The organism is Streptomyces sp. NPDC048643 (assembly GCF_040650615.1).
GTDB lineage: Bacteria > Actinomycetota > Actinomycetes > Streptomycetales > Streptomycetaceae > Streptomyces.
The window spans coordinates 1-25017 of the sequence record NZ_JBEZHO010000036.1; the positions used below are offsets into that span (position 1 = coordinate 1).

The following is a 25017-nucleotide window of genomic DNA, read 5'->3' on the forward strand; positions in this document are numbered from 1 at the left end:
TTGATCGCCAGCTCACGGACCGCCGCGTACGAACCCGCGAAGCCGATCCCGGCGATGACGACCGCACCGGCGACGACCACACCGATGAGTATCTTGTGCATCCGAGTCAGCTGTATGGGCGCGGACACCTGTACTCCCCTCCCCTTGCGTGTTGTTGCGCGCAACAGAGTGGCACATGTGTGCGGCCTCCGGGTGCCCGGCATGGGAGGAGCCCGGTCCCCTCGGGTACCGGGCCCCTGCAACTGTCCAGCTCAGAGCGGAAGTTGGGCCTCCGGAACGATCGCCGTCCGGGTCAGCTCTTCGCCGCCGCGGACTCGGACGCGGACTTCGACGGGGAAGCGGACTTGGAGCCGCTCCCGGAGTCCGCCTTCGCGTCGCCCTTGGAGTCGCTCTTGTCCGCGCTCTTGGACGGCGAGGCCGACTTCGCGCCGGAGGAGGGCTTCGAGGACGAGCCCTTCGACGGGGACGAACCGGTCGAGCCGCCGTCCTTGTTCGCCGCGGACACCGCCGCGACGGCCTCCTTCGCGGCCTTCTCGGCCGCCTTCAGCAGGTCACCGGAGTCCGGGGTCTTCTCACCCGCGAGACCGGCGCCGTTGTAGTCGATCGTGACGACCACGTTCTCCACGCGCGCCACGACCGTCTGCTGCTTGAAGGAGCCTTCCTTCTTCTTCAGGTCGTAGTGCACGGCCGTCGCCTCGTCGCCCGTCCCGGCGACCGGAGCCGACTTGGCACCCTTCGCACCCTCGACCGCCTGCGCGCCCGTGACCTGCTTCTCGAAGTACGCGTGCGCCTGCTCGTCGCCCGCACCGCGCGCGTCCGAGTCGAAGCGCAGCAGCGCCACGTTCAGCCAGCGGAACTGGGAGCCCTTGACGCCGTTGTTGTCGAGGCTGCTCCAGTTGCAGTTGCTGCGCTGGGTCGCATCGTCCGATGCGCCCTTCTTGCCCGACTTGTCGGCCTTCGGAGCCAGTTCGCCCAGCGTCTTCTTCGACAGCACCGAACACGGCTGGGGAAGCGTCGCGTACGCGGCCGGCTGCACGGCCTCGGCCGTCGGGCTCGCGGACTTCTTCGCGTCCGGCGTCGCGCTCTTCCGGGCGTCGTCCGTGGAGCCGGAGTCCGAGGAACAGCCCGCGGCGACGAGCGCCACCGGGATGGCGGCTGCGCTGACAAGGATGCGGGTGAGTCGCGGTGCTCGGCCTACTCGCTGTACTGGTCGGTGCATGGTTCCTTCACTCGAGGCTCGTGGTACGGCCGCACATGGAGCGTGCGGCCGGTCGGGTCCGAGGGGCCACGGTACGCGGTGATCCGCCGGGCCGGTTCCCGTTCGGGCGGTTCGTGCAGGGGTGCCCGACGGGGTCGCCGAGCCGTCAGCCGTCGAGCTTCCCGGCGAGCACGTCCGCCAGTTTCCGGGCCCTGTCCTGCATTTCCTCGCTGTCGGGGACACCCCCGGAAGCCGTCGGCTGCTCCGCGTACTCGATCGTCACGATGACGTTCGACGTGCGGAACACCACAGTCACCGTGCGCTGCCGGGCGGTCGACGAGCCCGTGCTCAGCTTGTCGTTCAGGAACGCCTGGTCCGCCAGATCGTCGAGGACGCGGGGCTGGAGCGCGGCCGACGTCTCCGAGGGGGAACCGGAGCCGGAAGGAGTGGGCTCCGAGCCGTCGCCACCGCTGTCGCTGCTGTCGCTGCTGCTGCTACCGCCGTCGCTCGGGGTGCCGGCGTCGCCTCCCGGGCTCGACGAGGCGTCGCTGCTGGAGGCGGCCGGCTCGGGAAGGTCCGCCGCCGTCTCCCGAGTGGTGTACAACTCCTCGGCCTTGTTGTCGTCGCTCACCGCGTTGTCGTACGACACGACCCGCTCGAAGTCGACGGAGAGGTGGTCGGTGGCGGAGGCGGACTCCACCTTCCAGTTGCAGCCGTCACGCCGGTCCGTGTCGTACGTGAGCGCCGCCTCGCCCTCGTACGCCTGCTCCTGCTGTGCCGGGTCGGTGAGTTGCTCGATGCCCGGCAGCAACGAGTCCAGGGTGTCGTGATCGACCGCGCCGCACGCCTCCGGGAGGGTGCGGTACTTGCCCGGCTGGGCCGCGACGGCCGTCGTGCCGGTGTCGCCGCCCTTGGAGTCGATCGGCGAACCCCCGTCGTCCGAAGCGCCGGTGCAGCCCGCCAGCAATGCCGCGAGGAGCACGGCGGCGCCGGGTACGTACGCCTTCCGCTGCACGGTCAGGCTCCTCTCGACGGTTCCCCGGCGCGCTTCCGCCCGGGTGTCCTGTGGTTATTCGGTTGCCGCACAGGGGCGACCCCTGGAGACAATGTGTATCGCACGCACAGCCGTGGACGCCGGTCCGTTGTCCCATACGTCGACCTAGGCGCCGGTTTTGCGATTAAAGACTTCTGTTGGTTTCCGGGGGATTGAGGACGATATGTCGTACGTAGAGGTGCCGGGCGCGAAGGTTCCGATCCGCATGTGGACCGACCCGGCGTCGGTCGAGGACGTGGCACTCCGTCAGCTCCAGAACGTGGCGACCCTGCCCTGGATCAAGGGGCTCGCCGTCATGCCGGACGTCCACTACGGCAAGGGCGCGACGGTCGGCTCCGTCATCGCGATGCGGGACGCGGTGTGCCCGGCCGCGGTGGGCGTCGACATCGGCTGCGGCATGTCCGCCGTCCGCACGTCCCTCACGGCCAACGACCTGCCGGGCGACCTCTCCCGCCTCCGCTCCAAGATCGAGCAGGCGATCCCGGTCGGCCGCGGCATGCACGACTCCCCGGTCACCCCGAACGCCTTCCACGGCCTGCCCACCGCCGGGTGGGACGACTTCTGGGGCCGCTTCGAGGGGGTGGCGGACGCGGTCAAGTTCCGTGAGGAGCGGGCCGTGAAGCAGATGGGGACGCTGGGCGGGGGAAATCACTTCATCGAGGTGTGTGTTGATACGTCCGATTCGGTCTGGCTCATGCTGCACTCCGGATCCCGGAACATCGGCAAGGAACTGGCCGAGCACCACATCGGCTTGGCCCAGAAGCTCCCGCACAACCAGGGCCTCGTCGACCGGGACCTCGCGGTCTTCGTCGCCGACACCCCTCAGATGGCGGCGTACCGCAACGACCTGTTCTGGGCCCAGGAGTACGCGAAGAACAACCGCACGCTCATGATGGCGCTCCTGAAGGACGTGGTCCGCAAGGAGTTCAAGAAGGCCAAGCCGACCTTCGAGCCGGAGGTCAGCTGCCACCACAACTACGTGAACATCGAGCGCTACGAAGGCATGGACCTGCTCGTCACCCGCAAGGGTGCCATCAGCGCCCGTGCCGGTGAGTACGGGATCATTCCCGGCTCGATGGGCACCGGTTCGTACATCGTGAAGGGCCTCGGCAACGAGAAGGCCTTCAACTCGGCGTCGCACGGCGCCGGTCGGCGCATGAGCCGCAACGCCGCGAAGCGCCGCTTCTCGACGAAGGACCTGGAGGACCAGACCCAGGGCGTGGAGTGCCGCAAGGACTCCGGCGTCGTGGACGAGATCCCGGGCGCCTACAAGCCGATCGAGAAGGTCATCGACCAGCAGCGCGACCTCGTGGAGGTCGTGACCAAGCTGAAGCAGGTCGTGTGCGTGAAGGGCTGAGTCCCGAACAGGGGTGACATGCCGCGAGGGCCCGAGCCGCCAACGGCTCGGGCCCTTTCGCGCGGGTGCGTGCGAGTGCTCGCGGGCGGCCCGTGGAGGCGAGCCCTGGGCGTCACTTCGCGTGCAGGACCGCGTAGATCATGACGAAGGCGATGATGTGGATGCCGAAGAGGAAGTACGCGAGGTAGTACCAGACGAAGCGTTCGCGCTTCTTCTCCAAGGCGAGGCGGGCCTTCTCGCCTTCGTCCGTGGGGAGTTGGCCCTCGGGTGACGCCGGGGTGGGCATCACTGCTCCCGGTGGACCTTGGTGTTCGACGCCTGGGCGCGGGGGCGCACCACGAGCAGGTCGATGTTGACGTGGCTCGGGCGCGTGACGGCCCATGTGATGGTCTCGGCGACGTCGTCCGCGGTGAGGGGCTCGGCGACGCCCGCGTAGACCTTCGCCGCCTTCTCCGTGTCGCCGCCGAAGCGGGTCAGCGCGAACTCGTCCGTCTTCACCATGCCGGGGGCGACCTCGATCACCCGGACCGGCGTGCCGACGATCTCCAGGCGCAGCGTCTCCGCGAGGACGTGCTCGGCGTGCTTGGCGGCGACGTAGCCACCGCCGCCCTCGTACGTGCCGTGGCCCGCCGTCGAGGACAGGACGACGACCGTGCCGTCGCCGCTGGCCGTGAGCGCGGGTAGCAGGGCCTGCGTCACGTTCAGGGTGCCGATGACGTTCGTCTCGTACATCTGGCGCCACTGGGCCGGGTCGCCCGTCGCGATCGGGTCGGCGCCGAGCGCACCGCCCGCGTTGTTCACCAGCACGCCGATCGTCTTGAACGCCGTCGCGAACTCGTCGACCGCGGCCCGGTCCGTGACGTCCAGGGCGTACGCCGTCGCCTGGCCGCCCGCCGCGGAGATCTCCTCCGCGAGTGCCTCGATGCGGTCCTTGCGGCGGGCGGTGATCACGACGCGGTAGCCCTCGGCCGCCAGCTGCCGGGCCGTCGCGGCGCCGATTCCGCTGCTGGCACCGGTGATGACGGCGATACGGGATGCGGCGGCGGGGGTCATACGGCTGCTCCTGCTCCTCGGGCGGTGGCTCGCGCAGCCGTCTGGCGGTGGCTCGGGCGGGCCGGCTGGGGTGTCTCCGGCAAGGATAGGTGGGTGCGGGCGGGACGCGGCCGGGGGTGAGGCGGGTCTCAGGCGCCGTTGCGCGGGCCGTACATGATCACGGCCATGCCGGCCAGGCAGATCAGGGCGCCGGTGATGTCCCAGCGGTCGGGGCGGTAGCCGTCGGCGACCACGCCCCACGCGATGGAGCCGGCCACGAAGACGCCGCCGTACGCGGCCAGGATGCGGCCGAACTCGGCGTCCGGCTGGAGGGTGGCGACGAAGCCGTACACGCCGAGGGCCATCACGCCCGCGCCGATCCACAGCCAGCCGCGGTGCTCCCGTACGCCCTGCCAGACCAGCCAGGCCCCGCCGATCTCGAAGAGGGCGGCCAGGACGAACAGGGCGGCGGAGCGGGCGACGAGCATGCGGTCACTCTGACATGGGGTCCTGGGGGCTCGGCCCGGGGCCGGTGCCGGGGTGTCACCTGTTGGAGGGCGCCTGGGGGGCGGCCAGGGTGGGATACATCCCGAGACGGTGGGTCGACGACCCGATGATCGTGATGGTTCGTGCCGGCGGAGGAAATGGCCATGTGGATGCTGAGTGCGGTGGGTCTGTTGGGTTCGGGGGCTGTGCTGGTGGGAGGCGTGGGAGGTCTCGGGGGTGCGGTGGCTCCTGAAGCTGATCTCGCCTATCACGGGAGCGCGTCCATGGCCGCTGGGCGGGTCGACGTCCGGCTGACGCCGCGGAACCACGGGCCCGATCCGGTGGACGACGCGACGGTGCGGCTGCGGTGGTCGGCGGCGCTGGGCGACGCCCAGGTGCTGCCGGTCGGGTGCGCCCGGTCGGGCGAGCGGGTGGTGGTGTGCCGGACGGGGGCGCTGCCGGCGGACGGGCCGGGGGAGGAGATCCGGATGACGGTGCGGCTGCGGGAGGTCGCGTCCGAGGTGACGTTGGGGCTGGACACGGTGTGGGGTGGGGGGTCGGTGGACCGGAACCATGCGAATGATCGGCAGCAGGTGTTGGTGCTGGACACCGGGGACGCGTACGCGTTCTAGGTTCCGCCCGTTTACCCCGGCGCAGCGCTCCGGGTGGGGGCGCGCTTGCGGGTGCGGTCCGGTGGGTGGGTCGGGGCCGTGCCGGTCCATCCGCCCGTCGCCGTTGGATCAGACGTGGGTCGAGCAAGTGGGAGCTGCTCGATCCGGGCGTAAGCGACGGGCATCCGATGTACCGGCACGGCCCCTCCCGCCGGACGCCGGGTGCGGGCCGTGCGTGGCCGGGTGCGTGGATTTCAGCCCCTCCGGCGCGCGGAGACTCAGTCCCTCTGGCGCTCGGGAAATTCAGCCCCTCCGGCGTTTGAGGAGCGGGGTCCGGGGCGGCGCTCCAGGGGTGGGGCGGAGGGGGTGAAGAGCCTGGCCGGGGTGCCGCGGGCAGGGGGCGGCGTACGATTTCCGGGAGGCTTGGGAAGGGGCGGGATGGCTGGGGAAGGGCGCGAGGGGCTGCTGGGTGAGCTGGCGGTCGTGTCGCGGCGGTACATGGCCTCGTACGCCCTGTTCAACCAGGCCCTCGCCGACCACGTCGGCCTGCATCCGACGGATGTGCAGTGTGTGAATCTGCTCAGCCTGGAGGCCGGGCCGGTGACCACCGGTCGGATCGCCGAGATGACGGGGCTGACGACCGGGTCGGCCACGCGGCTGGTGGACCGCCTGGAGAAGGCGGGCTATGTCGTGCGGGAGCGCGACGTGGTGGACCGGCGGCGGGTGCTCGTGGCCACCGTGCCGGAGAAGATCGCCGAGTTCGGCCGCATGTGGGACCGGCTGGGCGGCGGCTGGTACGCCCTGTTCGAAGGGCTCGACGACGCCGAAGTCGCCCTGATCATCGGGCACATGAGGCGCACGGTCGACTTCAGCGCGCGGCAGGTCGCGCGGCTTCGGGCCGGGGACCTTCAGGAGGACGCGGAGGACGCGTCGTAGCGCTCGCGGGCCTCGACGACCTCTTCGATGTGGTGCTCGGCCCAGTCTTTGACGGCGGTGAGCAGGCAGCTCAAGTTGGCGCCCAGGGGCGTGAGTTCGTAGTCGACGCGGACGGGTACGGCAGGGGTCACCGTGCGGGAGACGATGCCGTCGCGCTCCAGTGAGCGCAGGGTCTGGGTGAGCATCTTGGGGCTGACGCCGGCGATCTTGCGGCCGAGGTCGCTGTAGCGCATCGGGCCCCGGGCGTCGGCGAGCGCGCTCACGATCAGGCTGACCCATTTGTCGCTGATGCGGTCCAGGAGCTGGTTGGTGGGGCAGCTCTTGATGAACGCGTCGTACTCGACGCGGGCCTGCTGTCGCCGCTGGGCCGCCGTCGTGGTCGCCATCGCTCACCTCCGGGTGACGTACGCACCTTGAGGTGCCTACTTACCAGAAGATAGTAGCTCTTCCTAGGGTAGTTGCAGCGGGTGAGAGACCCGGGTAACTGGCTTATGGATGGGGTGAGTTGGCATGCGTGCTGCTGTGGTGACGGCGTTCGGTGGTCCGGAGTCGGTCGAGATCGTCGAGGTGGCGGTGCCGGAGCCGGGGGCGAGGCAGGTGCGGATCAGGGTGGCGGCCGCGGCGGTCAATCCCGTGGACGCCGGGGTCCGTGCGGGGGTCTTCGGAGGTGCCGGTAAGAGGCTGGGGCTCGGGTGGGACGTGGCCGGGGTGGTCGACGCGGTCGGGGTCGCCTCCGGGTGGACCGTGGGCGACGAGGTGGTGGCGTTGGCGTACGGGACGGCCAAGTCCCTCGGTACGCACGCCGAGTACGTGGTGGTCGACGTCGACGCGGTGGCCGCCGCGCCCCGCTCGGTCGACGCGGTGCACGCGGCGAGCCTGCCGCTGAACGCCCTGACCGCGGCGCAGGCACTGGACGGGCTGGCCCTGGAGTCGGGGCGGAGTCTGCTGGTGACGGGGGCGGCCGGCGCGGTGGGCGGGTACGCCGTGCAACTGGCGGTCCGCCTCGGGGTGACGGTGACGGGGCTGGCCCGCGAGGCGGACGAGGAGCTCGTGCGGTCCCTCGGGGCGGACCGGTTCGTGTCGGGTGCGGTGGCTCCGGGGAGCGTGGACGCGGTGCTTGACGCGGCGATCCTGGGTGCGGACGCGCTGGAGTGGGTGCGCGACGGGGGCGCCTTCGCCGGTGTCATCCCGGGGGCCCACCCGGCGTCCGTGCGCGGGGTGCGGACCGGATCGGTGGAGGTGGCCGCCGACGGGGCGCGGCTCGCGGAACTGGTGGCGCTGGTCGACGAGGGGGTGCTGACGACCCGGGTCGCCGAGACGTACGCCCTCGACGAGGCCGCCAAGGCGCACGCCCGGCTCGCCGAGGGCGGCCTGCGCGGCCGGCTGGTCCTCGTCCCCTAGGGCCTCTGTCGGGCGGCACCTAGTGATGCTGGTCCGCGGGCGCCCTCAGTGGCAGCAGGCGTACGAGGGGACAGCACAGGAGGGTGATGGCGGCGACGACGGTGAGGCTCACCGTGGTGGCGTGGGTCTCGCCGCCGCCGGAGCGGAAGTAGACGCTGGTGACGGCGGCTGCTCCGACGGCGTTGGCGAGCTGCTGGACCGCGCCGAGCGAGCCGCCCGCGCTGCCGGCCTCGGCGGGGGCGATGTCGCCGATGGTGACGTCGTAGAGCGAGCCGAAGCAGGCGCCCATGCCCAGCCCGATGACGAGCAGGGGCGGCACCAGGGCCCAGCCGCCGGTGCCGGTCCCGGAGACGGAGACCAGGACGAGGAGGTGGAGCGTTCCGGCGAGCGTGACGAGGAAGCCGATGAGGACGAGGCGGCGGCCCAGCCGGGCGATCAGGCGGTAGCAGGCGATCGAGGCGATGACGATGCCCGCGGACAGAGGCATCAGGGCGAGTGCGGCGCCCGCGGGGGAGCGGCCGAGGCCCTGCTGGAGGAAGAGCGAGACGACGTAGAGGAGGCCGGCGACCGCGGCGAAGAAGACGATGCCGAGGAGCAGTCCCGAGGTGAAGCCGCGGTTGTGCAGGAGTGAGGGCCGGATCAGGGGGGTGGGCGCGGTGCGCTGGCGGTGGCAGAACGCGGCGAAGAGCGCGAGGCCGGCGAGCAGTGCGAGAACCGGGAGCGCGGTCCAGCTGTGCGCCGAGCCCTCGATGAGGCCGGTGAGCAGGGCGAGCATGGTGGCACCGAGCAGTGCGGAGCCGGGGATGTCGACGGTGGTCGTGCGGTCGCCGGTGTCGTGGGGGAGCAGGCGGCCGGCGGCGAGCAGGGCGGCGCCGCCGAGGACGAGGTTGATGAGGAACATCGGGCGCCAGCCGAGTCCGGCGAGGTCCGCGTCGATGAGGAGTCCGGCGAGGATCGGGCCGCCGACGGCGGACAGTCCCATCACGGGCCCGAAGAGGCTGTAGGCCTTGCCGATCTGGGCGCGGGGCCAGGTCGCGCCGAGGATGCCGAAGCCCTGCGGGATGACGAGCGCGCCGAAGGCGCCCTGGACGAGGCGGGCGGCGACGAGGGTCCCCGGTGTCGGGGCGAGGCCGCAGGCGACCGAGGCGGCGGTGAAGCCGGCGAGCCCGGTGAGGAAGAGCCGCCGGCGGCCGTAGAGGTCGCCCAGCCGTCCGCCGAGTACGAGCAGGACGCCGAGCGCGAGGGCGTAGGAGGCGCCGAGCCACTGGACGAGGGCGGTGCCGCCGCCGAGGTCGTGGGCGATGGTCGGGGCGGCGATGTTGGTGATGGTGCCGTCGAGGAGGTCCAGGACGTCGGCGGCGAGGACGACGCCGAGGATCGCCCAGCGGGTGCGGGCGGGTGGATGTGGGGTATCTCGCAGAGCGTTTTCATCTGCGTCATGCAATGTCTGTGTCACGCAGATAAATGTCGGGCATGGGGTGGGGTGCGGTCAAGCGGTTTGCTTGGACGGGGGGCTAGGGGGGCTAGGGGGTGAGGGGCGGGATGGGCGGGATGGGGTGGTCGTGGAATACCTGGGGCGGGGTGGTGGTTCGAGGGTATAGTTGAACCGTCAACAACTTGGAGGGTGAGCGACCATGCAGTTCGGGATCTTCAGCGTCGGCGATGTGACTCCGGACCCGACCACGGGCCGGGAGCCGAGCGAGCACGAGCGCATCAAGGCCATGGTCGCCATCGCGCAGAAGGCCGAGGAGGTCGGCCTCGACGTCTTCGCGACCGGCGAGCACCACAACCCGCCGTTCGTCCCGTCGTCCCCGACCACCCTGCTCGGCTATGTCGCCGCGCGCACCGAGAAGCTCGTCCTGTCCACGTCCACGACACTGATCACCACCAACGACCCGGTGAAGATCGCCGAGGACTTCGCGATGCTCCAGCACCTCGCGGACGGACGCGTCGACCTGATGATGGGCCGCGGTAACACCGGTCCCGTCTATCCCTGGTTCGGCCAGGACATCCGGCAGGGCATCAACCTCGCGGTCGAGAACTACGCGCTGCTGCACCGCCTGTGGCGCGAGGACGTCGTGACGTGGGAGGGCAAGTTCCGTACGCCGCTCCAGTCGTTCACGTCGACGCCGCGGCCGCTGGACGGGGTCGCCCCGTTCGTCTGGCACGGCTCCATCCGCTCGCCGGAGATCGCCGAGCAGGCCGCGTACTACGGCGACGGCTTCTTCCACAACAACATCTTCTGGCCCGCCGACCACACCAAGAAGATGGTCGAGCTCTACCGCGAGCGGTACGCGCACTACGGGCACGGCACCGCCGAGCAGGCGATCGTCGGCCTCGGCGGCCAGGTCTTCATGCGGCCCAACTCGCAGGACGCGGTACGGGAGTTCCGGCCGTACTTCGACAACGCGCCGGTGTACGGGCACGGGCCGTCGTTGGAGGACTTCACCGAACAGACCCCGCTGACCGTCGGTTCGCCGCAGCAGGTGATCGAGAAGACGCTGGCGTTCCGCGACTACGCCGGTGACTACCAGCGCCAGCTGTTCCTGATGGACCACGCCGGGCTGCCCCTCAAGACCGTGCTGGAGCAGCTCGACCTCCTCGGCGAGCAGGTCGTGCCGGTGCTGCGCGAGGAGTTCGCCAAGGGGCGGCCGGCCGACGTGCCGGACGCGCCGACCCATGCGGCCCGGGTGGCCGCCGCCAAGGAAGAGGTGACCGTCGCATGAAGCTCGTCGTCGTCTCGGCGGGGCTGAGCGTTCCGTCGTCCACGCGGCTGCTGGCCGACCGGCTGGCGGCCGCGACCGCCGGCCGGGCCTCCGGGCCCGTGGACGTCCGCGTCGTCGAACTGCGGGATCTCGCCGTGGAGATCGCGCACAACTTCACCAACGGGTTTCCCGGGCGGACCCTGTCCGCCGCGATCGACGACGTGACCTCGGCGGACGGGCTGATCGTCGTCACCCCGGTGTTCTCCGCCTCGTACAGCGGGCTGTTCAAGTCCTTCTTCGACGTGCTCGACAAGGACGCACTCGTGGGCAAGCCCGTGTTGGTCGCGGCGACCGGGGGGACCGGGCGGCACTCGCTGGTCCTGGAACACGCGCTGCGGCCTCTGTTCGCCTATCTGCGGGCCGTGGTCGTGCCCACCGGGGTGTACGCGGCTTCGGAGGACTGGGGGGCCGAGGGGTTGGCCGAGCGGATCGAGCGGGCCGCGGGGGAGCTGGCGGTGCTGATGTCGGCCCTGGCGGGTCGGTCGGCGCCCACCGTCCAGGCACCGGCCGAGTCCGCCGTCCCGGCTCCGGACTCTTCCGGCTCTTCCCTCCCCGCTCAGGGGAGCGTGACCGCTCGCGAGGACGGATTCCGGGTGGTCCCCTTCGCCGAGCAGCTCGCGGCGCTGCGGCCGTAACCCTTTCCTCGCCCCCTCCGCCCCTACCCAACCCGTACCTGGGGCTCCGCCCCAGACCCCGCTCCTCAAACGCCGGAGGGGCTGGATTTCGGCGTCCGGCACGGCCACGAGCCACCACCGCACCGCAGCTCACGTGCTCGTCGTGAAGCCGATCACCGTGCCGCCTCCGGTGCGGGCGTAGGCGAACGGGGTGCCTCCGTGGGCTGTTGCGACCTCGCGGACGATGGACAGGCCGAGGCCCGAGCCGGGCAGGCTGCGGGCTTCGGCGGCGCGGTAGAAGCGGTCGAAGACGCGGACGAGGTCGTCCTCGCCGATGCCGGGACCGCGGTCGAGTACCTCGACGCGCACCGGACCCGGGCGGCCGCCGGTTTCACCGGGGCGGCCGCTCACCACCACCTCGATCGGTGACGTACCGCCGCGGTCGAACTTGGCCGCGTTCTCCACGAGGTTGGAGACCGCGCGCTGGAGAGCGGTCGGGCGGCCGTCGACGGTGGTGTCTCCGGTGACGTCGAGGGTGATCTCCCGGCCGGTGCGCCGGCGCGCGACGATCACGGCGTCCTCGGCGAGTTCGGCGAGGTCGAGGCGTCGTACGGGCTCGGTGTCGGACTGGCCGGCCGCGAGGGCGACGAGTTCGTTGACGAGATCGGTCAGCTCGCGGGACTCCAGGGCGAGATCGGCGACGAGTTCCTCACGCGCGTCCGGCGGCAGTTCGTCGATCCGGCGGAGCATGGAGATGTTCGTCCGCAGCGAGGTCAGCGGCGTACGGAGTTCGTGGCCCGCGTCCTGGACCAGGCGCCGCTGGTCCTCCTCGGACTGGGCGAGACGGCCGAGCATCCGGTCGAAGGAGCGGCCGAGCCGGCCCACCTCGTCGTAGCCGGTGACCGGCACCTGGATGCCGAGATGGCCGGTGCGCGCCACGTCCTCGGCGGCCCCGGCGAGCCGCACCAGCCGCCGGGTGATGCGCCGTGCCAGCCACCAGCCGAAGAGCCCGGCGGCGATGACCACGGCCCCGACGAGCAGCACGGTGCGCTGCTGGAGCTCGCGCAGCAGGTCCTCCGTGTCGCTGAACTGCTGGGCCACCTGGACCGCGCCGCGCCCGTCGCCGAGGGAGACGGTCGCGAGCCGGTAGCGGTCGCCGGCGACGTCGACGTCCTTGTGTTCCTCGACCTCTCCGGCGAGGGCGTCGTCGGCGACCGCCCGGTCGTGGCCGTCCACGGGCAGGGGCGGGCTGCCGCGGTCGACGACCGTGCCGCCGTGCCCGAGGACCTGCACGTCGGTGCGGCTGGGCCGGATGATGTCGTCGAGGGGGCCGTCGTGGTCGGGGTCGGAGGCGGCGAAGTCCTGTGGTCGCAGCGGGTGTTCGCGCACCTGGTCGCGCAGGTCCTGGACGACCTCGGCGAAGACGGTCTGCTGGTCGACGCGTACGAGCCGGGCGGCGGCGTCGTAGCTGAGGAAGCCGACGAGGACCGTGACGGCGGCGGCGACGGCCGCGAAGGAGACGGTGAACACGGCGCGCAGGGACGACAGTTGCCGCAGCCGTCCGGACGCGCCGGGGAACCGGGATCCCCACGAGGGCCCCGGTCCACCGCCGCGGCGCTGCCGGGCAGCACCGCCGGGCGTGAGCGGTGTCTCGTCGCCGGGTCGGGCCGCCCGGCCCGGTTCGGGGTCCGGCGGACCCGGTGGCACTCAGTCCTCCCGGAGGACGTAGCCGACGCCCCGGACGGTGTGGATGAGGGACGGGGTTCCCGGCTCGTCGAGCTTGCGGCGCAGGTAGCCGACGTAGACGGCGAGGTTCTTGGAGCCGGGGCCGAAGTCGTAGCCCCAGATACGGTCGTAGATCGTGGAGTGGTCGAGGACGATGCCGGCGTTGCGGACGAGCAGTTCGAGGAGTTCGAACTCGGTCCGGGTCAGCTCCAGCTCGCGCTGCCCGCGCCAGACCCGGCGAGCCTGGACGTCCATGCGCAGCCCGGCCACGGCGATCTGCCCGGTGGTGGCGCGCGCCTCGCGCGGCGCGGCCGCCGGGCCCTCGTCGAGGGCGCCGTTGCCGGTGCGGCGCAGCAGCGCGCGCAGCCGGGCGAAGACCTCTTCCACGTCGAACGGTTTGACCACGTAGTCGTCGGCGCCCGCGTCGAGGCCGGCGATGCGGTCGGCGGTCTCGACGAGTGCGGTGAGCATCAGGATCGGGGTGCGGTCGCCCTCGGCGCGCAGGACGCGGCAGACCTGGAGGCCGTCGATGCCGGGCATCATCACGTCGAGGACGAGGACGTCCGGTGGGGTGCGGTGGGCCTGGGCGAGCGCCTCCACCCCGTCGGCGACGGCCGTCACCTGGTAGCCCTCCAGGGTCAGCGCCCTTTCCAGGGCGTGACGGATGGCGCGGTCGTCCTCGGCGAGCAGCACAGTCTGGGGCACCGGACCAGTCTGCCAAGCGACGGGTGGGTGCGGCCTGGCGGGCGGCTCCCGGGCGGGGCTTCTTACCGGCCTCTCACTCCGTCGGGCGGGGTCGGTGGTCGGCCGGCCGGTCAGCCGACGTGGACGCGGGGGCGGCGGTCGCGGTCGGGTTCGGCCTCACGGAGCACCTCGCGGGTGACGGGGGCGACCTCGCCCTGGCCGAAGAGGAAGAAGCGCAGGAAGTTGGTGAACGGGTTGCCCTCGGTCCATTCGAAGTAGACGTGCGGGATGCAGCCGGTGGTGTCGCGGACGTGCAGGAGCAGGGCGGCGAGCGCGTTGGGGATGGAGGAGGACTCCAGGGTCAGGATGCGGTAGCGGCCGTGGAGCACCTCGCCGCGTACGTTCATGACCGACTCGAACTCGGAGGGGTCGAGGACGGTGACCTCGAGGAAGACGAAGTCCTCCTGGGCGGGGAGGTCGTGGTCGGCGCGGATCTGGTCGATCTTCTCGCGGTACTCGGTGATGTCGCGGTTGTCGGGTTCGTTGGCGATGAACCGGATGCGCCGGCTCGCGATGTCGCGGATGAACCGTTCGGCCATCGGGTCCACGGTCACGCTGGTGACGCGCAGCTCGAAGGCGCGGGCGAGCCGGGAGAGGAAGGAGACGAGGATGATGCCGGCGATGAAGCAGGCGCCGATCTTCACGCCGTCGGGGCGTTCGATGACGTTGACGACGGTCGTGTAGAGGAAGACCGCCGAGATGACGGCGAAGGCGATGGTCCAGTGTTTCTGGCGGGCCTTGCGGGCGGCGATGGTGACGGCGATGGCGGCGGAGCTGATCAGGACGAGGACGCCGGTGGCGTAGGCGCCGCCCTGGGCGTCGACGTCGGCGTCGAAGATCCAGGTGACGAGGAACGCGATCAGGATGAAGACGATCACCATGGGGCGGACGGCGCGTGCCCAGTGCGGGGCCATGCCGTAGCGGGGGAGGTAGCGCGGCATGAGGTTGAGGAGTCCGGCCATGGCGGAGGCTCCGGCGAACCACAGGATGGCGATGGTGGAGACGTCGTAGACGGTCCCGAAGGCGTTGCCGAGGTACTCGTGGGCCAGATAGGCGAGGGCGCGGCCGTTGGCCTGGCCGCCCGACTCGAACTCCTTCTCCGGGATCAGCACGGTGGTGATGAAGCTGGTCACGATGAGGAAGACGCTCATGATCACGGCGGCGGTGGTGAGCAGTTTCTTCGTGCCGCGGATGCGGCCCGCCGGGGTCTCCTCGGTGTCGGCGGCGTCGCCCTCGACGTGCGGCATGACGGCGACGCCGGTCTCGAAGCCGGAGAGGCCGAGGGCGAGTTTCGGGAAGACCAGCAGGGCCACGCCGACCATCGCGAGGACGTTGCCGTGTTCGGCGGTCAGGGCGGTGGTCCAGTCGGTGACGACGTGTCCGTGGGTGGCGACCTGCCACAGGCCGGTCACCGCGACCACGACGTTGAGGCCGAGGTAGATGCCCACCAGGACCACGGCGACGCCGATGGCCTCCAGGAAGCCCTTGAGGAAGACGGCGCCGAGCAGCGCGACGAGGGCGAGGGTGATCACCAGCTGCTTGTCGTGCAGGACGCTGTTCAGGTGGGGGTTCTCCACCAGGTGGGTGGAGGCGTCGGCCGCCGAGAGGGTGATGGTGATGAGGAAGTCGGTGGCGGCGAAGCCGAGCAGGGTGAGGACGAAGAGCTTGCCCTGCCAGAACGACAGGAGCCGTTCGAGCATCGCGATCGAGCCTTCGCCGTGCGGGCTCTCCTCGGCGACGCGGCGGTAGACGGGCAGTGCGCCCGCGAGGGTGACGATGACGAGGACGACGGTCGCGACGGGGGAGAGGAGACCGGCGGCGAGGGCGGCGATGCCCGGCTGGTAGCCGAGGGTGGAGAAGTAGTCGACGCCGGTCAGACACATGACGCGCCACCAGCGCTGGCCCTTGTGGACGGGCGCGGGGGCGGCGGGCCGGGGCAGCTGCCGGCCCTTGCCCTTGCCCATGTCGGACAGGCCTTCCAGCATCCAGGCGCGCAGCCGGCTCGGCGGGGCGTGCTCGGGGCTGGCCATCGGTGGCTCTCCTGACGTACGGCTCGGCGATCGTTTCCGGCCATCGAGGAGACGGCGTCATCAGCGTATGCAGAGAGTGATCCATGGGCCCACGCCTGCCGGGGGCCTACGCGTCAAGCTTGCGTTAAGACCCGCCGGTCGCGCATCACGGGGACGCCGAGGGGGCGGCTACGGTCGCCCCTGCCGGGTGGCTTGCGGCGGGACCGGCTCGCCCCGGCGGACCGCACCCGGCGCACGGCCCGTCGGCCGGTTCGCGTGGGCGGAGGAGCTGAGCTGCCAGGGCACGCTCGTCACCATCACGCCCGGGGTGAACAGCAGCCGGCTCTTGAGCCACAGGGCGGACTGGTTGTGCAGGGCGTTCTCCCACCAGTGGCCGACGACGTACTCGGGGATGAAGACGGCGACGACGTCGCGCGGGCTGTCGCGGCGCACCGAACGCACGTATCCGACGACCGGTCTGGTGATCTCGCGGTACGGGGAGTCGACGACCTTCAGCGGCACGTCGATGGCGAACTCCTCCCAGCGCCGACGCAGCTCGTCCGTGTCCTCCGCGTCGACCGAGACGGTCAGCGCCTCCAGCCGGTCGGGGTGGATGGCGCGGGCGTAGGCGAGGGCCCGCAGGGTCGGTTTGTGGACCTTGGAGACGAGGACGATCGCGAGGACCCGGCCGGGCGGTACGAGTTCGGCGTGCGGGTCCGTCACCGCCAGCTCGGCCGCCGTGGCGTCGTAGTGGCGTCGGATCGCGCGCATCAGCACCCACAGCACGGCTGCCGCGAGGACGGCCAGCCACGCTCCCTGGGTGAACTTGGTGACCAGGACGATGAGAAGGACGATCCCGGTGAAGACCGCGCCCACCGCGTTGATGACGCGCGCCGTGTGGTGACGGCGTCGGGCGGCCGGGTCGGGTTCTCCGCGCAGCGCTCTGTTCCAGTGCCGCACCATGCCGAGCTGGGACAGGGTGAAGGAGGTGAACACGCCGAGGATGTACAGGTGGATGAGGCTGGTGACGTTCGCCCGGTAGCCCCACAGCAGCAGGCCCGCGACGATCGCGAGGGCCAGGATGCCGTTGGAGAAGGCCAGCCGGTCGCCCCGGTTGTGCAGCTGGTGGGGCAGGTAGCGGTGCTGGGCGAGGATCGAGGACAGCAGCGGGAAGCCGTTGAAGGCGGTGTTCGCGGCGAGGATCAGGACGAGGGCCGTCACGGCCTGGATGAAGTAGAAGCCGAAGCTGCTCTCACCGCCGAAGACCGCCGCCGCGATCTGTGCGATGACCGTGCGCTGCGTGTAGGTGGCGCAGTCGCTCAGCCCGGTGAGCCGGCAGGAGTCGTCCGTGATGTGCACCTTGGCGACCAGCGCCAGCGTGGTGACCCCGACGAACATGATGATGGCGAGGCCGCCCATCGCCGCCAGTGTCGAGGCGGCGTTGCGCGACTTGGGCTTGCGGAACGCCGGTACGCCGTTGGAGATCGCCTCCACGCCGGTCAGCGCCGTACAGCCGGAGGAGAACGCGCGCAGCACCAGCATCACGAGGGCCAGGCCCGTCAGATGGGCGTCGGAGGGGGCGGGCCGGACTCCGTAGGCGGCGCTCTCGGCGACCGGCGCGTCCCCGAGGGCGTACCGGATCAGGCCGGTGATCACCATGATCAGGACGCCGCCGATGAACAGGTACGTCGGCGCGGCGAAGGCCCGGCCCGACTCGCGCATCCCGCGCAGGTTGATGGCGGCGAGGACGGCGACGAAGACGAGGGCCATCAGGACGCGCTGGTGGGCGAGGGCGGGGATCGCCGAGATGATGTTGTCGACCCCGGAGGCGACGGAGACGGCGACCGTCATCACGTAGTCGACCAGCAGGGAGGCGGCGACGACCAGCCCGGCCGAGGGGCCGAGGTTCGTGGACGCCACCTCGAAGGAGCCGCCGCCGCTCGGATAGGCGTGCACCACCTGCCGGTACGACAGCACCACGACCGTCAGGAGCACGACCACGGCGCCCGCGATCCAGGGCGTGAAGTGCAGGTACGTCAGGCCGCCGAGGGTGAGGACGAGCAGGATCTCCTGCGTCGCGTAGGCCACGGACGACAGCGGGTCGGAGGCGAAGATCGGCAGAGCGAGCCGTTTGGGCAGCAGGGTCCCGTGCAGCTCGTCGCTGCGCATCGCCCTGCCGATCACGAGCCGTTTGAGCATCCCCGTCACGTTCAGCACGGGCGGAGGGTAAGCCGGGACGGGGGGCTGCGGGTGGTCCCGACACTCAGTCCAGCCCGGACACCTTGAACACCGCCCGTGCGGCCTCGTCGTCGACGCGCTCGCTCACGCGGCGCAGCGCGGTCGCGCCGCAGACGAGGGAGCCGCGCAGCGCGGAGGCGCGGGCGTCGGCGTCGAGGCGGTGCCACAGCGCCGGATTGGCGACCAGCAGACGGGGATCGATCTCGACGCGCGCGCCGGAGGTGTCGCGCAGGACGAGCCGCTGCCCGACCCCGTCCAGACAGCGCACGGACACCAGGTGGTCGGTGCGGACCCGCCGGGTGCCGAGGAGCCCGCGCGTGCTCAGCCAGCCCTCGCCGACGGCGACCCGGGCCGGGTACAGGACGAGGAGGAGCAGCGCGGCGAGCCCCGTCCACAGCAGGACGCGCGGGCCGGTGAGGGTGCCGGCCGCATGGTCGATCAGCAGCAGGAAGGCGAGGAGGAGGGCCGAGCAGCGGACCGCGCTGCGCAGGTCCCGGGCCCAGTGGAGATCGTGCGCCACCTCCGGGGAGGGGGCGGGGCGCGGGTCCGGACCGGGAGCCCGGGGCGGGGGCAACCCGACCGCTTCGCGCGGATCGTCGCGGCGTTCCATGTCGTCGACGGTAAGCACCCGCGAGGCCGGACCCGGCATGCCTTGACGGGTCTCTGACGTGCCGCGGCGTCAAGGTCGCGACAAGGCCGGGGCGACGGGCGCGAAGAACGCGCAAGGGCCGTACGGAGCGGGTGGTGGCCGGGAACAACCTGGTCGCAGCCGCACGCGCCGCCCCGCGGGTGCGGCTCCAGCGCGACGACCCGTCCAGGGTCCCGCCCCGAGCCGAGGAGCACCCGCCCCATGTCCGTCCTGACCGCCGCCTCCGCCGACGAGGAACCCCCGGATACCGGTGAACGCCACCGGCTGACCGCCGTCACCGGCCTCGCCGCGCTCTCCCTGGACGCGATGGCGTCGGTGGCGTACGGCCCCGAGGCGATCGTCCTGGTGCTGGCCGCCGCCGGTGCGCGCGGCCTCGGCTTCACGCTGCCGGTCACCCTCGCCATCGCCGGCCTGCTCGCCGTACTCGTCGCCTCCTACCGGCAGGTGATCGTCGCGTTCCCCGACGGCGGCGGCGCGTACGCCGTCGCCCGCACCCACCTCGGCGTCCGGACGAGCCTGGTGGCCGCGGCCTCCCTGGTGCTGGACTACGTGCTGAACGTGGCCGTCGCCGTCACGGCCGGGGTCGCGGCCCTGACCTCGGCGTTCCCGGGGCTCTACGACGACCGGGTGTGGATCTGCCTCGCGGTGCTCGCGTTGGTCACGGGCGTGAACCTGCGGGGTGTCGTCGAGTCGGCGCGGGTCTTCATCGTGCCGACGGCGGTGTTCGTCGGCTCGGTGTTCGTGCTCATCGCCGTGGGCCTCTTCCGGTCGGCGCCCGTCAGCACGGCCGCCGCCCAGGGCCACGCGTCCGTCCTCGCCGACAACGCCACGGCGGTCGGCGCCCTGCTCCTGCTGAAGGCGTTCGCCTCCGGGTGCAGCGCCCTCACCGGTGTCGAGGCCCTCGCCAACGCGGTGCCGTCGTTCCGGATGCCGCGCGCGAAGCGGGCCCAGCGTGCGGAGGTCGCCCTCGGCGCGGTCCTCGGCGCGATGCTGATCGGCCTGTCCGTGCTGATCTCGCGGTTCCACCTCCAGCCCGTGGAGGGCGTCACCGTCCTCGCGCAGCTCGCCGACGCCTCTCTCGGCCACAACGCGGCCTTCTACGTCGTCCAGTTCGCGACGATGATCCTGCTCGCCCTCTCCGCGAACACCTCCTTCGGCGGCCTCCCGGTCCTGCTGAAGCTCCTCGCCCGCGACAACCACCTGCCGCACGTCTTCGCGCTCAAGGCGGACCGCCAGGTGCACCGGCACGGCGTCCTCACGCTGGCCGCCGTCTCCGCCGCCCTCCTCGTGTTCTCCGGCGGCGACACCAACACCCTGGTGCCGCTCTTCGCCGTCGGTGTCTTCGTCGGCTTCACGATCGCGCAGGTCGGCATGGTCCGGCACTGGCTTCTGGAACGGGGCCGTGGCCGGCGGGGCAAGGCCCTGCTGAACGGGTTCGGCGCGGCGCTCACGGGCGTTTCCGCCGTCGTGGTGACCGCCACCAAGTTCGCGGACGGCGCCTGGCTGATCGTCATCGCGCTGCCCCTGCTGGTCGCCGCGTTCGAGGCCGTGCACCGGGCGTACACGCGGATCGGGGAACGGCTCGGCCTCGGCCGCGTCCCCGAACGCCCGCACCGCGAGCGCTCCCTGGTGATCGTCCCCGTGTCGAACCTCTCCCGGCTGACCTGTGAGGCGCTGAACGCGGCCGGTTCGCTCGGCGACGAGGTGCGTGCCGTGACCGTGTGCCACTCCGACCCCGAGGACCGGGCGCAGGCGGCGGCCCTGGAGGTGGCGTGGGAGCGGTGGAACCCCGGGGTCCCGCTGGTCCGCATCGCTTCCGAGCGCCGCGCGCTGGGGCGTCCCGTCGCCGCGTACGTGCGCGGGATCGCCGCACCCGGCACCCGGGTCACCGTCCTGATCGCGGAAGTCGAGCCCGACCGGATGTGGCAGCGGCTGCTGCAGAACCAGCGCGGTGCCGTGGTCGCGCACGCCGTCCGCAGGGACACCGACGCGGTGATCTGCCGTCTGCGGTTCCGGCTGTCCTGAAACAGACCCTCGCCTTCCGGGGTCGCGCGGCCCTTTCCGCGACCCCGGAAGCGGGCGTTCCGCCTCGCCCCGTATGGGACGCGTCAAAGGGACGCCGCGCCCCGTATGGGAGGCGTCAACGGTGGCCGAAACGGGTCGTGGGGGCGGTTTCCTCTAACTCGTCAGTTCGATCCGAACCTCATCTAGGAGCTCACGATGGCCGACGTGGCCTTCGTCGTCACCACGATCGCGGTGTTCGCGCTGGTGGCCCTCGTCGCCAAGGGGGTGACGAAGCTGTGACCGCCGAGAACATCGTCGGCCTGATCGTGGCCGTCGCCCTGCTGGGCTATCTCGTCCTCGCCCTCGTCTTCCCGGAGAGGTTCTGAGCACTGTCATGAGCCCCGTCCTCGCCGGCGTCCTCCAGCTGCTCGCTCTCATAGCGGCACTGGCCCTCGCCTACCGTCCCCTCGGCGACTACATGGCCCGGGTCTACTCCTCCGACAAGCACCTGCGCGTCGAGAAGTGGATCTACAAGGGCATCGGCGCCAACCCGGACGCCGAGATGCGCTGGCCCGCCTACCTGCGCGGCGTTCTCGCCTTCTCGGCGGTCAGCGTCCTCTTCCTCTACCTGCTCCAGCGGCTCCAGGGCCACCTGCCCGGCTCGCTCGGCTTCGCCGCCATCGACCCGGACCAGGCGTTCAACACCGCCGCGTCCTTCGTGTCGAACACCAACTGGCAGTCGTACTACGGCGAACAGGCCATGGGCCACGTCGTACAGACCGGCGGCCTCGCGGTGCAGAACTTCCTGTCCGCGTCGGTCGGCATCGCCGTCGCCGTCGCCCTCGTGCGCGGCTTCGCCCGGTCCCGTACCGGTGAACTGGGCAACTTCTGGTCCGACCTGGTGCGCGGCACCGTCCGCATCCTGCTGCCGATCTCGGTGATCGCCGCGATCGTGCTCGTCGCGTGCGGCGCCCTCCAGAACTTCTCCGGCATCCACGCGGTCGGCCAGTTCTTCGGCGGCTCGCAGCAGTGGAACGGCGGCGCGGTCGCCTCCCAGGAGGCCATCAAGGAGCTGGGCACCAACGGCGGCGGCTACTTCAACGCCAACAGCGCCCACCCCTTCGAGAACCCCACCCCGTTCAGCAACCTCTTCGAGATCTTCCTGATCCTCCTCGTCCCGTTCGCCCTGACCCGTACCTTCGGCCGCATGGTCGGCTCGCTGCGCCAGGGCTACGCGATCCTCGCCACGATGGTGACGATCTGGATCGGCTTCACGGCGCTGATGATGTGGACCGAGTTCGCCCACCACGGCCCGGCGTTCGACATCGCCGGCGGGGCGATGGAGGGCAAGGAGACGCGCTTCGGCGTCGGCGGCTCGTCCATCTTCGCGGTGGCCACGACCCTGACCTCGACCGGCGCGGTGGACTCCTTCCACTCCTCCTTCACCGGCCTCGGCGGCGGCATCACCATGCTCGGCATGCAGCTCGGCGAGATCGCCCCCGGTGGTACCGGATCCGGCCTCTACGGCATTCTCATCATGGCGATCATCGCGGTGTTCATCGCCGGCCTGATGGTCGGCCGCACCCCCGAGTACCTGGGCAAGAAGATCGGCACCCGCGAGATCAAGTTCGCGGCGATCTACATCCTCATCACCCCGGCTCTGGCGCTCGTCTTCACCGCCGCCGCGATGGCGCTGCCCACCCCGGGCAACTCGATGACCAACAGCGGGGCGCACGGCTTCTCCGAGATCCTGTACGCCTACACGTCCGGCGCCAACAACAACGGCTCGGCCTTCGCCGGTCTGAACGCCGACACGCAGTGGTTCAACAGCACCATCGGACTCGCGATGCTGCTCGGCCGCTTCCTGCCGATGGTGTTCGTCCTCGCCCTCGCCGGATCGCTCGCCGAACAGAAACCGGTCCCGGCGACCGCGGGCACCCTGCGCACCGAGAAGCCCCTGTTCACCGGGCTGTTGGTGGGCGCGATCCTCATCATCACCGGTCTGACCTACTTCCCGGCCCTCGCCCTGGGCCCGCTGGCCGAGGGGCTGGCGTCATGACCACTCGTACCGAGAACCAAGAGGACTCCATGTCCACAGCCACTCCGACCCGGGCGCCGCACAGCGACCTGCCGACCGGCCACCACCAGGACGAGGGAAAGGTCGGCGCCGGTCTCTTCGACCCGAAGCAGCTCCTGCGGTCGCTGCCCGACGCCTTCCGCAAGCTGGACCCGCGGATCATGGTCAAGTCGCCCGTGATGTTCGTGGTCCTCATCGGCTCCGTGCTGACCACGGTGTTCTCCTTCAAGGACCCCGGCGACTGGTTCGGCTGGGCGATCAGCGCCTGGCTGTGGCTCACCGTCGTCTTCGCCAACCTGGCGGAGGCGGTGGCCGAGGGGCGCGGCAAGGCGCAGGCCGACACCCTGCGCAGGGCCAAGACCGACACCGTCGCCCGCCGGCTCTCCGCCGACGGCCGCACCGAGGAACGGGTGCCCGGCACCGAGCTGCGCATCGGTGACCTCGTGGTCTGCGAGGCGGGCGACATCATCCCCGGCGACGGTGACGTCGTCGAGGGCGTGGCGTCCGTCGACGAGTCCGCCATCACCGGCGAGTCCGCGCCGGTCATCCGGGAGTCGGGCGGCGACCGCTCGGCCGTCACCGGCGGCACGAAGGTCCTCTCCGACCGCGTCGTCATCAAGATCACGACGAAGCCCGGCGAGACCTTCATCGACCGGATGATCGCCCTCGTCGAGGGCGCCGCCCGGCAGAAGACGCCCAACGAGATCGCGCTGAACATCCTGCTCGCGTCCCTCACCATCGTCTTCCTGCTCGCGGTGGCCACCCTGCCGCCCTTCGCCGACTACGCGGGCACGCACCTCACGATGATCGTCCTGGTGGCCCTCCTGGTCTGCCTGATCCCGACCACCATCGGCGCGCTGCTCTCCGCGATCGGCATCGCGGGCATGGACCGGCTGGTGCAGCGGAACGTGCTCGCCATGTCCGGCCGGGCCGTCGAGGCCGCCGGAGACGTCTCGACCCTGCTCCTCGACAAGACCGGCACCATCACCCTCGGCAACCGCCAGGCCTCCGAGTTCGTGCCGGTGACGGGCACGACCGATGCCGAGGTCGCCGACGCCGCCCAGCTCTCCTCGCTGGCCGACGAGACGCCCGAGGGCCGCTCCATCGTGGTCCTCGCGAAGGAGAAGTACGGGCTGCGCGAACGCCACCAGGGCGAGCTGTCCGGCGCCGAGTGGATCGCCTTCACCGCCCAGACCCGGATGTCGGGCGTGGACGTCGACGGGCGCAGCATCCGCAAGGGCGCGGCGGGTTCGGTCGCCACCTGGGTCAAGGAACGGGGCGGCACGGTGTCCGAGGACGCCGACACGCTCACCGACCGGATCTCCGAGGCGGGCGGCACCCCGCTGCTCGTGGCGGTCGAGGACGCGCGCGGCGCCCGCGTGCTGGGCGTCATCCACCTCAAGGACGTCGTCAAGGACGGCATGCGCGAGCGGTTCGACGAGCTGCGCCGCATGGGCATCAGGACCGTCATGATCACGGGCGACAACCCGCTGACGGCGAAGGCGATCGCCGACGAGGCGGGCGTCGACGACTTCCTCGCCGAGGCGACTCCCGAGGACAAGATGGCGCTCATCAAGCGGGAGCAGGCGGGCGGCAAGCTCGTCGCGATGACCGGCGACGGCACCAACGACGCGCCCGCCCTCGCCCAGGCGGACGTCGGCGTGGCGATGAACACCGGCACGTCGGCCGCGAAGGAGGCCGGCAACATGGTCGACCTCGACTCGAACCCGACCAAGCTCATCGAGATCGTCGAGATCGGCAAGCAACTGCTGATCACCCGGGGCGCGTTGACGACGTTCTCGATCGCCAACGACGTCGCCAAGTACTTCGCGATCATCCCGGCGCTGTTCGCCGTGGTCTACCCGGGCCTGGACAAGCTCAACATCATGCACCTGTCCTCGCCCGACTCCGCGATCCTGTCCGCGGTGATCTTCAACGCGCTGATCATCATCGCGCTGGTCCCGCTCGCCCTGCGGGGTGTGCGGTACCGGCCGGTCAGCGCCGACCGGCTGCTGCGGCGCAACCTCGGGATCTACGGCCTCGGCGGCCTGGTCGCGCCCTTCGTCGGCATCAAGCTCATCGACCTGCTCATCTCCCTCATCCCCGGAATCGGCTGA

Annotated in this window: 22 protein-coding genes; 10 read left to right on the forward strand and 12 right to left on the reverse strand. The window is 71.2% G+C overall.

Annotation, left to right across the window (positions count from 1 at the left end):
- Window positions 1–292: 292 nt before the first annotated feature.
- Entirely contained in the window at window positions 293–1219 is a 927-nt protein-coding gene (locus tag AB0C62_RS28920) for a DUF3558 family protein (RefSeq protein WP_362978047.1), read from the reverse strand.
- A gap of 145 nt (window positions 1220–1364) precedes the next feature.
- Window positions 1365–2213 carry a DUF3558 domain-containing protein gene (locus AB0C62_RS28925; RefSeq protein WP_362978049.1) on the reverse strand — a complete coding sequence of 283 codons (849 nt, stop codon included), beginning with the start codon at window positions 2211–2213 and terminating at the stop codon, window positions 1365–1367.
- Window positions 2214–2415: 202 nt separating this feature from the next.
- Here AB0C62_RS28925 and AB0C62_RS28930 point away from each other — a divergent pair, with 202 nt between their 5' ends.
- Complete coding sequence (locus AB0C62_RS28930) at window positions 2416–3609, forward strand: RtcB family protein (protein ID WP_362978051.1); 1194 nt, start codon at window positions 2416–2418, stop codon at window positions 3607–3609.
- A gap of 112 nt (window positions 3610–3721) precedes the next feature.
- Here AB0C62_RS28930 and AB0C62_RS28935 read toward each other — a convergent pair whose 3' ends face one another.
- From AB0C62_RS28935 to AB0C62_RS28945, 3 genes are all read right to left on the reverse strand, one after another.
- Complete coding sequence (locus AB0C62_RS28935) at window positions 3722–3895, reverse strand: hypothetical protein (RefSeq protein ID WP_362978053.1); 174 nt, start codon at window positions 3893–3895, stop codon at window positions 3722–3724.
- The gene (locus tag AB0C62_RS28940; RefSeq protein WP_362978055.1) at window positions 3895–4662 is read right to left on the reverse strand and encodes an SDR family NAD(P)-dependent oxidoreductase; all 768 of its coding nucleotides are present in this window, start codon (window positions 4660–4662) and stop codon (window positions 3895–3897) included. The genes AB0C62_RS28935 and AB0C62_RS28940 overlap by 1 nt, the downstream gene beginning before the upstream one ends.
- A gap of 128 nt (window positions 4663–4790) precedes the next feature.
- Entirely contained in the window at window positions 4791–5129 is a 339-nt protein-coding gene (locus AB0C62_RS28945; protein ID WP_351429354.1) for a YnfA family protein, read from the reverse strand.
- Window positions 5130–5291: 162 nt separating this feature from the next.
- Between AB0C62_RS28945 and AB0C62_RS28950 the strand changes: the two genes are divergently transcribed.
- Both AB0C62_RS28950 and AB0C62_RS28955 read left to right on the forward strand, forming a co-directional pair.
- Entirely contained in the window at window positions 5292–5759 is a 468-nt protein-coding gene (locus AB0C62_RS28950) for a hypothetical protein (protein WP_362978058.1), read from the forward strand.
- 417 nt (window positions 5760–6176) lie between these two features.
- Window positions 6177–6674: a MarR family transcriptional regulator gene (locus tag AB0C62_RS28955; protein ID WP_362978060.1), complete on the forward strand. Its 498-nt coding sequence runs from the start codon at window positions 6177–6179 to the stop codon at window positions 6672–6674.
- Here AB0C62_RS28955 and AB0C62_RS28960 read toward each other — a convergent pair.
- The gene (locus tag AB0C62_RS28960) at window positions 6647–7060 is read right to left on the reverse strand and encodes a helix-turn-helix domain-containing protein (RefSeq protein WP_362978062.1); all 414 of its coding nucleotides are present in this window, start codon (window positions 7058–7060) and stop codon (window positions 6647–6649) included. The two genes, AB0C62_RS28955 and AB0C62_RS28960, sit on opposite strands and share 28 nt — an antisense overlap.
- Before the next feature lie 124 nt (window positions 7061–7184).
- Here AB0C62_RS28960 and AB0C62_RS28965 point away from each other — a divergent pair, with 124 nt between their 5' ends.
- Window positions 7185–8075: an NADP-dependent oxidoreductase gene (locus AB0C62_RS28965; protein WP_362978064.1), complete on the forward strand. Its 891-nt coding sequence runs from the start codon at window positions 7185–7187 to the stop codon at window positions 8073–8075.
- A 19-nt stretch (window positions 8076–8094) separates the two neighbouring features.
- Here AB0C62_RS28965 and AB0C62_RS28970 read toward each other — a convergent pair whose 3' ends face one another.
- Window positions 8095–9531: an MFS transporter gene (locus AB0C62_RS28970; RefSeq protein ID WP_362978066.1), complete on the reverse strand. Its 1437-nt coding sequence runs from the start codon at window positions 9529–9531 to the stop codon at window positions 8095–8097.
- Between the two features lie 178 nt (window positions 9532–9709).
- Between AB0C62_RS28970 and AB0C62_RS28975 the strand changes: the two genes are divergently transcribed.
- Window positions 9710–10801 (forward strand): LLM class flavin-dependent oxidoreductase, encoded by a 1092-nt coding sequence (locus tag AB0C62_RS28975; RefSeq protein WP_362978068.1) that lies wholly within the window; start codon window positions 9710–9712, stop codon window positions 10799–10801.
- A complete protein-coding gene (locus AB0C62_RS28980; protein WP_362978070.1) occupies window positions 10798–11475 on the forward strand; it encodes an FMN reductase in 678 nt (225 codons plus the stop codon). The genes AB0C62_RS28975 and AB0C62_RS28980 overlap by 4 nt, the downstream gene beginning before the upstream one ends.
- A gap of 129 nt (window positions 11476–11604) precedes the next feature.
- Here AB0C62_RS28980 and AB0C62_RS28985 read toward each other — a convergent pair whose 3' ends face one another.
- From AB0C62_RS28985 to AB0C62_RS29005, 5 genes are all read right to left on the reverse strand, one after another.
- Window positions 11605–13011 carry a HAMP domain-containing sensor histidine kinase gene (locus AB0C62_RS28985; RefSeq protein ID WP_362978194.1) on the reverse strand — a complete coding sequence of 469 codons (1407 nt, stop codon included), beginning with the start codon at window positions 13009–13011 and terminating at the stop codon, window positions 11605–11607.
- A 150-nt stretch (window positions 13012–13161) separates the two neighbouring features.
- A complete protein-coding gene (locus tag AB0C62_RS28990) occupies window positions 13162–13884 on the reverse strand; it encodes a response regulator transcription factor (protein ID WP_362978072.1) in 723 nt (240 codons plus the stop codon).
- A gap of 110 nt (window positions 13885–13994) precedes the next feature.
- Complete coding sequence (locus AB0C62_RS28995) at window positions 13995–15953, reverse strand: amino acid transporter (protein ID WP_362978074.1); 1959 nt, start codon at window positions 15951–15953, stop codon at window positions 13995–13997.
- 168 nt (window positions 15954–16121) lie between these two features.
- Window positions 16122–18149, reverse strand: coding sequence for an APC family permease (locus tag AB0C62_RS29000; protein WP_362978076.1), 2028 nt, complete (start codon window positions 18147–18149; stop codon window positions 16122–16124).
- 46 nt (window positions 18150–18195) lie between these two features.
- Window positions 18196–18780 carry a hypothetical protein gene (locus tag AB0C62_RS29005; RefSeq protein WP_362978078.1) on the reverse strand — a complete coding sequence of 195 codons (585 nt, stop codon included), beginning with the start codon at window positions 18778–18780 and terminating at the stop codon, window positions 18196–18198.
- A 240-nt stretch (window positions 18781–19020) separates the two neighbouring features.
- Between AB0C62_RS29005 and AB0C62_RS29010 the strand changes: the two genes are divergently transcribed.
- The 4 genes from AB0C62_RS29010 (at window position 19021) to kdpB (ending at window position 25017) form a co-directional block, all read left to right on the forward strand.
- Window positions 19021–20844, forward strand: a complete 1824-nt coding sequence (locus AB0C62_RS29010; RefSeq protein ID WP_362978080.1) for an APC family permease — start codon at window positions 19021–19023, stop codon at window positions 20842–20844.
- A gap of 275 nt (window positions 20845–21119) precedes the next feature.
- A complete protein-coding gene (gene kdpF / locus AB0C62_RS29015; RefSeq protein WP_055544543.1) occupies window positions 21120–21209 on the forward strand; it encodes a K(+)-transporting ATPase subunit F in 90 nt (29 codons plus the stop codon).
- Between the two features lie 8 nt (window positions 21210–21217).
- Window positions 21218–22882, forward strand: coding sequence for a potassium-transporting ATPase subunit KdpA (gene kdpA, locus AB0C62_RS29020; RefSeq protein WP_362978082.1), 1665 nt, complete (start codon window positions 21218–21220; stop codon window positions 22880–22882).
- Window positions 22879–25017, forward strand: a complete 2139-nt coding sequence (gene kdpB, locus AB0C62_RS29025; RefSeq protein ID WP_362978084.1) for a potassium-transporting ATPase subunit KdpB — start codon at window positions 22879–22881, stop codon at window positions 25015–25017. The genes kdpA and kdpB overlap by 4 nt, the downstream gene beginning before the upstream one ends.

Coding starts and splice junctions, on each gene's coding strand:
- AB0C62_RS28935 (WP_362978053.1), bottom strand. CDS start 3,895: ATGCCCACCCCGGCGTCACCCGAGGGCCAACTCCCCACGGACGAAGGC.
- kdpB (WP_362978084.1), top strand. CDS start 22,879: ATGACCACTCGTACCGAGAACCAAGAGGACTCCATGTCCACAGCCACT.
- AB0C62_RS28960 (WP_362978062.1), bottom strand. CDS start 7,060: ATGGCGACCACGACGGCGGCCCAGCGGCGACAGCAGGCCCGCGTCGAG.
- kdpA (WP_362978082.1), top strand. CDS start 21,218: ATGAGCCCCGTCCTCGCCGGCGTCCTCCAGCTGCTCGCTCTCATAGCG.
- AB0C62_RS28920 (WP_362978047.1), bottom strand. CDS start 1,219: ATGCACCGACCAGTACAGCGAGTAGGCCGAGCACCGCGACTCACCCGC.
- AB0C62_RS28965 (WP_362978064.1), top strand. CDS start 7,185: ATGCGTGCTGCTGTGGTGACGGCGTTCGGTGGTCCGGAGTCGGTCGAG.
- AB0C62_RS28980 (WP_362978070.1), top strand. CDS start 10,798: ATGAAGCTCGTCGTCGTCTCGGCGGGGCTGAGCGTTCCGTCGTCCACG.
- AB0C62_RS29010 (WP_362978080.1), top strand. CDS start 19,021: ATGTCCGTCCTGACCGCCGCCTCCGCCGACGAGGAACCCCCGGATACC.
- AB0C62_RS28930 (WP_362978051.1), top strand. CDS start 2,416: ATGTCGTACGTAGAGGTGCCGGGCGCGAAGGTTCCGATCCGCATGTGG.
- AB0C62_RS28950 (WP_362978058.1), top strand. CDS start 5,292: ATGTGGATGCTGAGTGCGGTGGGTCTGTTGGGTTCGGGGGCTGTGCTG.
- AB0C62_RS28940 (WP_362978055.1), bottom strand. CDS start 4,662: ATGACCCCCGCCGCCGCATCCCGTATCGCCGTCATCACCGGTGCCAGC.
- AB0C62_RS28995 (WP_362978074.1), bottom strand. CDS start 15,953: ATGGCCAGCCCCGAGCACGCCCCGCCGAGCCGGCTGCGCGCCTGGATG.
- AB0C62_RS28945 (WP_351429354.1), bottom strand. CDS start 5,129: ATGCTCGTCGCCCGCTCCGCCGCCCTGTTCGTCCTGGCCGCCCTCTTC.
- AB0C62_RS28975 (WP_362978068.1), top strand. CDS start 9,710: ATGCAGTTCGGGATCTTCAGCGTCGGCGATGTGACTCCGGACCCGACC.
- AB0C62_RS29005 (WP_362978078.1), bottom strand. CDS start 18,780: ATGGAACGCCGCGACGATCCGCGCGAAGCGGTCGGGTTGCCCCCGCCC.
- AB0C62_RS28955 (WP_362978060.1), top strand. CDS start 6,177: ATGGCTGGGGAAGGGCGCGAGGGGCTGCTGGGTGAGCTGGCGGTCGTG.